Raw genomic sequence first — 9,268 nt, 5'->3', positions numbered from 1 at the left:
GTGCGTGACCAGCCTGGTCACGCACATAACCCCGTTCTCGTCGAGCCAGGCTGAGCGTTCGGGAAGATCACCCGCTGGGGATGGGGGCATACCGGACAACGATGGCTAGCGTTGGCGGCTGCCCGGTGCCTTCTCGACAAGGCCCGGGTTTCCCCGTACAGCATGGAGCCACCCGATGACGCACGACCCGTACGCCCCACCCACAGGGCCGACGCCGCCCACCGCGCCGCCTGCCCCTCACTACACGTACGGCGCGCCGCTGTACACCGTGCCGCGGGTGACGGTTCACGCCGGGCTCGGAGTCGCCAGTATCGTCCTTGCCGTGACCTGGACCCTGGTCCAGCTCACCCACACGGTGTTCGCGCCGCAGGCCGCGAAGGCCTACGCAGACGCGGCGGACCTCGGCCTGAGCCCCTCCCAGTCAGCGTTCACCACCTACGACACGGTCGGTATGTTCGTCCTGCCGGCCGCTATCGCCGCTTACGTTGTCTCCGGTGTGTGGCTGTACAAGAGCAGGGTGTCGGCCCAGGGTGCGAACCCGTCCTTCGTCCACGAACGGGGGAAGGTGTGGGCCTGGCTCGGCTGGGCGGTCCCGATCGTCAACCTGTGGTTCCCGTACCAGGTCGTCCGTGATGTGCGGCGTGCGACGTCTCCGGGGCCGGTCACCGGGATCGGCTGGTGGTGGGCGGTGTGGCTGGTCAGCTACTACGTCGGGGAAGTGGCGGACAGGACTTCGTCTCGGACCTCGGCGAGCGTGACCGAACTGGCGTCGAACATCGTGGTGCCGCTCGAGGTCGTGTCGAGCATCGGCATGGTCGTCGCACTGGTCCTGTGGATCCGGATCGTTCGCGAGGTCACCGCCTGGCAGCGGGAGCGCCTCGCTGAGCAGGACGGCGCTGTCTCGTACTGAGGCAGGCGCCGCACGCCGCCGTCGGCTAGGCGGCGTCGACCGCCTCGTGGAGGCGTAGCCGGCGGTTGAGCCCGCCGGTCAGCCGCGGGACGAGCGTGCGCGGCAGCAGGCGTGCCGGCCAGGTCATCGCCCGGGTCACGGCGCGGCCGGGATAGGAGACGGCGCGCCGGCGCGCGTAGTCGTCCAGGGTGCGGGTCGCGACGGCGGCCGGTGCGTCGGCCAGCCGTTCGTCGATGCTGGCCGTGGTCCCGTCGAAGAAACCGGTGGCGACGGCGCCGGGGTGCGCCGCCATGACGTGCACGCCGGAGCCGCGCAGCTCCTCGGCCAGCGCCTCGGAGAAGGAGAGCACGAAGGCCTTCGTCGCCGCGTAGCTGGCCTGGTAGGGCATGGGCTGGAAGGCCGCGGTCGACGAGACGTTGATGATGCCGCCCGAGCCCCGCGCGACCATCTCGGCCCCGATCGCGTGGGTCAGCGCGAGCAGGCCGCTGATGTTCAGCCCGACGGTGCTCAGCTGCGGCCCGAGCGGTCGGCCGAGGAACGGGCCGACGCTGCCCGCACCGGCGTTGTTGAGCAGCAGGTCGACGGTCAGGCCGCGGTCGCGCAGCTCTCGCAGGATCCGTTCGGGGCCGTCGGGTGCGGCGAGGTCCCCGGTGATCACCTCGGGATCGAGGCCTGCGTGCCGTTCACGGATCTGTGCGGCGACCGCCCGGAGGTCTGCCTCCGACCGGGCCAGCAGGATCACGCGGGCTCCCCGGCGTGCCAGCTCCAGTGCGTAGGCCCGCCCGAGCCCCTTCGACGCGCCGGTGACAAGGGCGGTGGTGCCACGGTAGTCGTCGCTCATCAGTTCCTCCATTGTTTCGAGTCTCGAAGTATTGGTGGGACGAACGTAGCACGAATCCTTCAAGTCTCGAAGTATCGATAGGATGCGGGCATGACCACGCCCGACCTCACCGCGGTGGTCGCCGCGACGCACGACATCTGGATGCGGACGAACGACCTGCTCGGGGAGTCGTTGGCCGAGCACCAGATGACGCCGGCCACGTTCCAGGCGCTGTGGCTCATCGACCCGGACGAGCCACCGCCTTCGATGAAGGTGATGGCCGAGCGCCTGTACTGCAACGCGCCGAACCTGACCTTCATCAGCAACCAGCTCACCGGCCGCGGGCTGGTGGAGCGCGCGGTGGACCCGGACGACCGCCGCTCCCGGGTGCTGGTATTGACCGCCAAGGGCCGTCGGGTCCGCGACGAGCTGGTCTCGACGGTGCTGGAGAAGACTCCGCTGGCCGCGTTGTCGGCCGGTGAGCTGGCGCAGCTCGCCGGCCTGCTGGGACGTGTCGCGCGGCCGGACTGATCCGCCCCGGGCCTGACGTCTCCGGCCCCGGGCCCGGATCCGGTGCGGCGCGCTCAGTTCCTGCCGCCGCCGTCGTCTGATCGGAAAGGACGTCGGCACCTCGTCGGCGCTACAGGACCGGAGGGCGAGATGGCACAGGAGAGCGAGTTCGACACGGCGGCCGCGGTGACGCGGTCGATGCTCGGCTGGGGTGTGGTCGCGGGGCCGTTCTACCTGCTCGTCGGGCTGGTCCTGGCGCTGACCCGGGAAGGATTCGACTTCGCGCGGCACCCCTTGAGCGTCCTGATGCTGGGCGACGGCGGCTGGATGCAGGTCACGAACCTGGCGCTGAGCGGCGTGATGGTGCTGGTCGCCGGGATCGGGCTGGTCCGGGCCGGCGCCCGCGGCACCGGGATCGGGGTGGGCAGCTATGGCGCGGCCATGGTGGCGAGCGCGATCTTCCCGCCCGACCCGATGCCAGGGTTCCCGCCCGGGCAGCCGGGCGCGACGACGATGACGCTCTCCGGCGTGCTGCACTTCGCGTTCGGCGGCGTCGGGTTCGTCGCGTTAGGGGTCGCCGCCCTGCTGCTCGGGGGGTGGCTCGCCCGGCACCGCGAGCGTGGCCACGCGGCCTGGTCGAGGGCTGCGGGGATCATGGTCCTCGTGGGCTTCGTCGGTGGGGCCGCGCTCGGTCCTGCCGGGATGGGCGGGCTGTGGCTCGCCGTGGTGGTCGGGTTCGCCTGGCTGCTGCTCGCGTCGCTCCGCCTGTACCGGGAGGTGCCGCACCCCGATCTGGCGCGCCGCTGACGGATGGCGGTCGGGCCTGCGGCCACGAGTTCGCGAGTCGGACGCGGGTTCACCCGCAACTGGTTGCTATCGGACATTGCGGTGTGAGTACGGTGGCGGGAACACATCGGAGGCCATGGATGTCCGACCCGCGTACCCCCCACCAGAACGGCGCTGCTCCCTGGGGCGGGCCAGTCCCGCAACGAGGCAGGCAGTCCCACCCGGAGCAGCTGGGCAGCCCAGCGCACCCGCAGTCCCCTTACGCAGAGCCCCAGTACCCCGAGCCCCAGTACCCCGAGCACTACGCCGGTGCGAGCACCGGACAGCACACCGGACCGCCCACGCCGGTCAGCGGTCAGCAGCGAGTGCCCGTCGGCCGGGCCCAGGCCCCCGCACGTCGTCGCACGTCCAGCAAGCCGCTGCCCGAGCCGCCCGCAGGGCTCGCGGTCGGGACGACGGTGGCCGCGTGCTGCCTGCTCTTCGTCGAGCTCGCGGACCTGGCGATCCTGGTCTTCACGGGCGGTCGTGGCGAGGCGTCCGGCATCAACATCGGTCTGGGCGTACGGGTCGATCCCAACGGCGCCACCGTCGCGCTCCTGTTCGGTCTGGCCGCCTACGTCGCCGCCTGCGTCTGGCTCCAGGCCAGCCGTAGGTTCGCCGAGGCCTGGAACCCCGCCGCCCGGTTCGCGCGGGGTCCGGCCTGGACCTGGCTCGGCTGGCTCGTCCCCGTGGCCTTCCTCTGGGTTCCGTTCCAGGTGGTCCGGGACATCCGCGACGCGGTCCTGCCCGACGGGCAGCGCCGGGTCGCCCTCGGCCTGTGGTGGACCTTCTGGCTGGTGTCCGGCCTGCGCGTCTTCACCTCGTCCGACCAGGTCGCGGAGATCGTCGTCCGGTCCGTCGCCGCCGTCGCGCTCACCGTCGCGGCCATCCACTGGGTGAGGATCGTCCGGGAGACCACGACAGCACAGGAGAAGGCCGCAGGGTTCGCCTGACGCTTCCAGTCCGCTGACGGGACGTAGCCTGCCGTCATGACCACACCCGCGTCGCCGTCGCGACCTCCTCGCGCAGAGCTGCACGTGCACATCGAGGGCACGCTGGAACCGGAGCTGGCGTTCGAGCTCGCCGCCCGCAACGGCGTGGCCCTGCCGTACCCCGACCCGGCGAGCCTGCGTGCCGCGTACGAGTTCGAGGACCTGCAGTCGTTCCTCGACCTGTACTCGGCGGCCATGTCGGTGCTCCGCACCGAGGCCGACTTCGCCGACCTGACCCGCGCCTACCTGGTGCGGGCGGCACGCGCCGGGGTGCGCCATGCGGAGATCAGCTTCGACCCGCAGGCGCACCTGGTGCGCGGAGTGCCGCTGGAGGACGTCATCGACGGTATCGCCGGCGTCCTGCAGCGCAGCGAGGCCGAGCACGGCATCACCACCCTGCTCATCGCCGCCTTCCACCGCGACCGGGACAGCGCCGACGCGCTCGACGTCCTAGAGCGGCTGCTCGCGGCGGACGCGCCGATCGCCGGCGTGGGGCTGGACAACGCCGAGGTCGGCTACCCGCCGGGCCTGTTCCAGGCCGTCTACGCGCGTGCGGAGGAGGCCGGGCTGCGCCGCACCGCGCACGCGGGAGAGGAGGGACCCGCCCAGAACATCCGGGACGCGCTCGACCTCCTGCACGCCGAGCGCATCGACCACGGCATCGCCGTCGTCGACGACCCGGAGCTCGTCGCCCGCGTCGTGGCCGAACAGGTGCCCTTCACCGTATGCCCCGTCTCCAACGTGCGGCTCCGTGCCGTCCCCACCCTGGCCGAGCACCCGCTGCCCGCGATGATCGAGGCAGGCATGCTCGTCAGCATCAACTCCGACGACCCGCCGTACTTCGGCGCCTACGTGGACGACGTCGACGACGCCGTCACCGCCGCCTTCGACCTCACCCGGGACCAGCGGGCCGAGCTCGCGGCGGCATCGTTCAGGGGGTCGTTCCTGCCGCCGGACCGGGTCGCGACCTATCTGGCGGAGGTCGAGGCCTGGCGGGTCGCCGGCGCCTGAGCGGCTACGCCGGCCGACCGGTCACGCCGGTCCGACCGGCCCGGTTCGGCCTGGCCGCGACCGGCGTCAGCCCGCGAGCAGCGCCGGCCCGACCGCTCCGGCGGCCCGGTCGAACGCGGCCTCGCGGGCGCTCGCGTCCCCGGGCAGCAGACCGGCCAGCTCGAGCGACACCAGCCCGTGCACCAGCCCCCACAGCCCGACGGCGGCACCCAGCACGCGTTCGGGCGGCGCGCCGTGGAGCGCCCTGGCGACAGCGTCGTGCAGCACCTGGAAGGTGGGCCGGTCGACGGCGGCCGCCGAGCCGCCGTCGGCCGGTGGCACCGCGCGGTAGAACATGACGCGGTAGAAATGCGGGTCTGCCAGGGCGAACTTCCGGTACGCGCCGCCGAGGGCGCGCAGGTCCGCCGCGGGATCCGGTCCCCGGCCGACGGCGGCGAGGTGCTCGGCGAACCGCCGGAAGCCCTCGTCGCTCACCGCCCCGACCAGGGCCTCGCGCGAGCCGAAGAGCGCGTAGACGGCCGACGCGCTGGTGCCCGCCTCCGCGGCGACCTTGCGCACGGTGACCGCACTCTCGCCGTCGGACGAGATCATTCGCGACGCGACCTCGAGGAGCCGGGTGCGCAGGGCGTCGTCGTGCAGTCGTGGTCGAGCCATGGCGTGAGTCTAGAAGCCTTGACGTCCGTTTGCGAACGTTGTTTGATAACACTGTTATGAAACACCGGAACAGCTGGTCCCTGGAGGACGCCGTGCTCGAGCTCTCGGATCCGGCCCGCATCACAGCGGGCATCGTGCTGCTGACCGTCGTGGGGATCGAGTCGGGCGGGTTCTTCCTGCTCAAGGTCTTCGGCGGCCGGATGGTCACCACCGACCTGCAGAAGAGCTTCTTCCGGGCAGGCCACGCGCACGCGGGCGTGCTCGTGATCCTCGGTCTGCTCTGCCTGCTCCTGTCGGAGGCGACGAGCCTGACGGGGTTCGCGCACTGGCTGGCCGCCACCGGCGTGCTGTACGCGGCGATCCTGATGCCCGCCGGATTCTTCTTCTCCGCGATGGGCGAGGGGCGGACGAGGCCGAACCGCGCGGTGGTGCTGCTGCCGGTCGGCGCGGCGGTTCTTGCCGCAGGCGTGGGGACGCTGGCGGTGGGGCTGCTCCTGGGCTGAGCCCGGAGCGGAACCGCAGGCTCGGGCCATACCGACGGAGCGGATCCAGCCCCTGCTCCCCGCTCGGTCCCGGCAAAGCGGACAAGGGTCCGGTCCTGGGACACACCGCGAGGCCTCCTGGGCCCCGCCGCCCTCCCCGGTTACGGTGGCGACATCATGGCGACCCGCACGTCGGCCCGGCGAAGCTCCGGGAAGGGATCCGGGCAGGGCGCGAAGAGCGCCAGGCCCAAGGCTGCCGCGTCGAAGCGACCGGCGCAGCGCCGGGGGGCTGCCCGCCCGGCGGCCAAGGCCGCGTCCGGTCCGTCCCGCCCGCCGTGGCCCGTGCGTGCGCTGCGCGGGCTGTGGATGGGTATGGCCCACGCGGTGGGCGGTGCCACCCGCGCCGCCGGGCCGCGGCCGGCGCAGGACACGTCCGACGGGGGCGCGCAGCAGGCAACGCAGCAGGGAGGACAGGAACTGGAACCGGACCACCGGCGCGACGGCGTCGGCTTCGCGCTGCTCGCGGTCGCGGTGATCGTCGCCGCCCGCGAGTGGTGGGGCATCGACGGACCGTTCGGCGACGGTGTGCACGCGGTGGTCGCAGGCACCTTCGGCATCGCGGGCGTGGCCCTGCCCGTGCTGCTCGTCTGGCTCGCCTTCCGCGTCATGCGCCACCCGGAGCGTGCCCAGCAGAACGGCCGGGTGGCGATCGGGCTCAGCTTCCTGGTGGTCGCCACCTGCTCTCTCGTGCACATCAGCGCGGACCTGCCGTCGCCGACGGCGGGCTTCGCCCCCGTGCAGGACGCCGGCGGCATCATCGGGTTCCTCTTCGCGACGCCGGTGGTCACGGGCCTGACGCAGTGGTTCGCGATCCCGCTGTACGTCCTGGCCGGGTTCTTCGGCGTCCTCATCGTGACGGCGACGCCGGTGCACCGGATCCCGGCGCGACTGCGCGGCATGTACGACCGGCTGACCGGCAACCACCGCGAGGACGCCGCCGACGACGACGGGCTCGCGCTCGCCGACGGCGTCTCGCGGCACGACGGCACCACCGGGACCACGAAGCGCCGCAAGCGCCGCACCAAGGAGGAGATCGCTGCCGAGAAGGAGCGCCTCGCCGGGTTCGTGGGCGACGAGGCCTTCGAGAAGGCCGCCGAGGTGGAGGCCGCCGAGCGGGCCGCGAAGGCCGGCCGGCTCACCACGCAGCGCATCCCCACGAGCGAGTCAGCGGGCAAGGTCACCGGCGCTCCGGCCATCGGTCCCGGCGTGCTCGGTCCCGACGGCGAACGGGCGGCGGGCGCCAAGGCCGCCCCCAAGGCGGACGGCCCCAGGCCACCCGAGGCCGGCGAGCCGATGCCGCGGGGCGTGCAGCCCATGCTGGAGGGCGACACGGTCTACCTGCTGCCCGACGAGGACCTCCTGGTCGCGGGAGCGCCCCACAAGGCACGGTCGGCGGCGAACGACCGGGTGGTCGAGTCGCTGACGGGCGTGTTCGAGCAGTTCGGCGTGGACGCCAAGGTCACCGGCTTCAGCCGCGGGCCGACGGTCACCCGCTACGAGGTCGAGGTGGGCGCCAAGACCAAGGTCGAGCGCATCACGTCGCTGTCCAACAACATCGCCTACGCGGTCGCGAGCGCGGACGTGCGCATCCTGTCGCCCATCCCCGGCAAGTCCGCCATCGGCATCGAGATCCCGAACACGGACCGCGAGACCGTGGTGCTGGGCGACGTGCTGCGCTCGGGCGCGGCCCGCCGCACCGAGCACCCGATGGTGATGGGCGTCGGCAAGGACGTCGAGGGCGGCTACGTCGTGGCGAACCTCGCCAAGATGCCGCACATCCTCGTGGCCGGTGCGACCGGCGCCGGTAAGTCGAGCTTCATCAACTCGATGATCACCTCGATCCTGATGCGCTCCACACCGGAGCAGGTGCGCCTGATCCTGGTGGACCCCAAGCGCGTGGAGCTCACGATCTACGAGGGCATCCCGCACCTCATCACGCCGATCATCACCAGCCCCAAGAAGGCGGCGGAGGCCCTCGACTGGGTGGTGCGCGAGATGGACGCCCGGTACGACGACCTGGCGATGTTCGGCTACAAGCACGTCGACGACTTCAACGTCGCCGTCCGGGCGGGCAAGGTCAAGCCGCTGCCGGGCTCCGAGCGCAAGATCGCGCCGTACCCGTACCTGCTGGTCGTGGTCGACGAGCTCGCCGACCTCATGATGGTCGCCCCGCGCGACGTCGAGGCCTCGATCCAGCGCATCACGCAGCTCGCGCGCGCAGCGGGCATCCACCTGGTGCTCGCGACGCAGCGGCCGTCCGTCGACGTCGTGACCGGCCTGATCAAGGCGAACGTGCCGTCCCGGCTCGCGTTCGCCACGTCCTCGCTCGCCGACTCGCGCGTGGTCCTGGACCAGCCCGGTGCCGAGAAGCTCATCGGTCAGGGTGACGCGCTCTTCCTGCCCATGGGCGCGGCCAAGCCGATGCGCGTCCAGGGTGCCTGGGTCACCGAGTCCGAGGTGCACCAGGTCGTCGAGCACGTCAAGAGCCAGCTCAAGCCCGTCTACCGCGAGGACGTCGCGGCGCCCGCCGCGGCCAAGAAGCAGGTCGACGAGGACATCGGCGACGACCTCGACCTGCTGCTGCAGGCGACCGAGCTCGTGGTCACCACCCAGTTCGGCTCGACGTCGATGCTGCAGCGCAAGCTGCGCGTCGGATTCGCCAAGGCGGGGCGGCTCATGGACCTCCTGGAGTCCCGCGAGATCGTGGGGCCGTCGGAAGGCTCCAAGGCCCGCGACGTGCTGGTCACGGCGGACGACCTTCCCTCGGCGCTCGCCCTCATCCGCGGCGAGCAGCCGGCCCAGGTCTTCGACCAGTCGGTGTCGGGGGACGACGGTGCGGACGACGGGTCCGCCGCGTCACCGGACCGGTACGCCGACGGCACCGACGGTCACCTGCCTCCGGTCGCGACGGACTACCACGACGACGCCGAGGCGCTGCGCTGATCCACCCGCGAAGTAGAGCGCCTGTCCGAGCTTCCTTGGCTGAAAGCCGGGAGGCTCGGAC

The 9,268-nt window shown here is 72.1% G+C and carries 9 protein-coding genes; 7 read left to right on the top strand and 2 right to left on the bottom strand.

The annotated features are described in order from the left end of the window. Positions 1 to 322: 322 nt before the first annotated feature. Entirely contained in the window at positions 323 to 910 is a 588-nt protein-coding gene (locus tag ACFWE2_RS22775; protein WP_377226486.1) for a DUF4328 domain-containing protein, read from the top strand. Positions 911 to 935: 25 nt separating this feature from the next. Here the strand turns inward: ACFWE2_RS22775 and ACFWE2_RS22770 are convergent, their stop codons facing one another. Further along, on the bottom strand, positions 936 to 1,751 hold the full coding sequence (locus tag ACFWE2_RS22770; RefSeq protein WP_377226485.1) for an SDR family NAD(P)-dependent oxidoreductase: 816 nt from the start codon (positions 1,749 to 1,751) through the stop codon (positions 936 to 938). A gap of 90 nt (positions 1,752 to 1,841) precedes the next feature. On the opposite strand from ACFWE2_RS22770, the gene ACFWE2_RS22765 reads away from it, so the two are divergent. From ACFWE2_RS22765 to ACFWE2_RS22750, 4 genes are all read left to right on the top strand, one after another. Beyond that, positions 1,842 to 2,261, top strand: coding sequence for a MarR family winged helix-turn-helix transcriptional regulator (locus tag ACFWE2_RS22765; protein WP_377226484.1), 420 nt, complete (start codon positions 1,842 to 1,844; stop codon positions 2,259 to 2,261). 129 nt (positions 2,262 to 2,390) lie between these two features. Beyond that, complete coding sequence (locus tag ACFWE2_RS22760) at positions 2,391 to 3,047, top strand: DUF998 domain-containing protein (protein WP_377226483.1); 657 nt, start codon at positions 2,391 to 2,393, stop codon at positions 3,045 to 3,047. Positions 3,048 to 3,166: 119 nt separating this feature from the next. Beyond that, positions 3,167 to 4,018 carry a DUF4328 domain-containing protein gene (locus ACFWE2_RS22755; protein WP_377226482.1) on the top strand — a complete coding sequence of 284 codons (852 nt, stop codon included), beginning with the start codon at positions 3,167 to 3,169 and terminating at the stop codon, positions 4,016 to 4,018. A 36-nt stretch (positions 4,019 to 4,054) separates the two neighbouring features. Then, a complete protein-coding gene (locus ACFWE2_RS22750) occupies positions 4,055 to 5,068 on the top strand; it encodes an adenosine deaminase (RefSeq protein ID WP_377226481.1) in 1,014 nt (337 codons plus the stop codon). A 66-nt stretch (positions 5,069 to 5,134) separates the two neighbouring features. Here the strand turns inward: ACFWE2_RS22750 and ACFWE2_RS22745 are convergent, their stop codons facing one another. Continuing rightward, positions 5,135 to 5,722 (bottom strand): TetR/AcrR family transcriptional regulator, encoded by a 588-nt coding sequence (locus tag ACFWE2_RS22745; RefSeq protein ID WP_377226480.1) that lies wholly within the window; start codon positions 5,720 to 5,722, stop codon positions 5,135 to 5,137. Between the two features lie 56 nt (positions 5,723 to 5,778). Between ACFWE2_RS22745 and ACFWE2_RS22740 the strand changes: the two genes are divergently transcribed. Both ACFWE2_RS22740 and ACFWE2_RS22735 read left to right on the top strand, forming a co-directional pair. Beyond that, positions 5,779 to 6,225: a hypothetical protein gene (locus tag ACFWE2_RS22740; RefSeq protein ID WP_377226479.1), complete on the top strand. Its 447-nt coding sequence runs from the start codon at positions 5,779 to 5,781 to the stop codon at positions 6,223 to 6,225. A 156-nt stretch (positions 6,226 to 6,381) separates the two neighbouring features. Then, positions 6,382 to 9,207 (top strand): DNA translocase FtsK 4TM domain-containing protein, encoded by a 2,826-nt coding sequence (locus tag ACFWE2_RS22735; RefSeq protein WP_377226478.1) that lies wholly within the window; start codon positions 6,382 to 6,384, stop codon positions 9,205 to 9,207. The last annotated feature ends 61 nt before the right edge of the window (positions 9,208 to 9,268 follow it).

It is taken from the genome of Promicromonospora sp. NPDC060271 (assembly GCF_042726755.1).
Lineage (GTDB): Bacteria > Actinomycetota > Actinomycetes > Actinomycetales > Cellulomonadaceae > Promicromonospora.
Note: the sequence above shows the minus strand (reverse complement) of the source record. Positions and strands in the feature narration are given on the sequence as shown.

Excerpts from the sequence above, each read along its gene's own strand:
- ACFWE2_RS22755 (WP_377226482.1), top strand. The coding sequence starts at position 3,167 with ATGTCCGACCCGCGTACCCCCCACCAGAACGGCGCTGCTCCCTGGGGC.
- ACFWE2_RS22735 (WP_377226478.1), top strand. The coding sequence starts at position 6,382 with ATGGCGACCCGCACGTCGGCCCGGCGAAGCTCCGGGAAGGGATCCGGG.
- ACFWE2_RS22750 (WP_377226481.1), top strand. The coding sequence starts at position 4,055 with ATGACCACACCCGCGTCGCCGTCGCGACCTCCTCGCGCAGAGCTGCAC.
- ACFWE2_RS22740 (WP_377226479.1), top strand. The coding sequence starts at position 5,779 with ATGAAACACCGGAACAGCTGGTCCCTGGAGGACGCCGTGCTCGAGCTC.
- ACFWE2_RS22745 (WP_377226480.1), bottom strand. The coding sequence starts at position 5,722 with ATGGCTCGACCACGACTGCACGACGACGCCCTGCGCACCCGGCTCCTC.
- ACFWE2_RS22760 (WP_377226483.1), top strand. The coding sequence starts at position 2,391 with ATGGCACAGGAGAGCGAGTTCGACACGGCGGCCGCGGTGACGCGGTCG.
- ACFWE2_RS22765 (WP_377226484.1), top strand. The coding sequence starts at position 1,842 with ATGACCACGCCCGACCTCACCGCGGTGGTCGCCGCGACGCACGACATC.
- ACFWE2_RS22770 (WP_377226485.1), bottom strand. The coding sequence starts at position 1,751 with ATGAGCGACGACTACCGTGGCACCACCGCCCTTGTCACCGGCGCGTCG.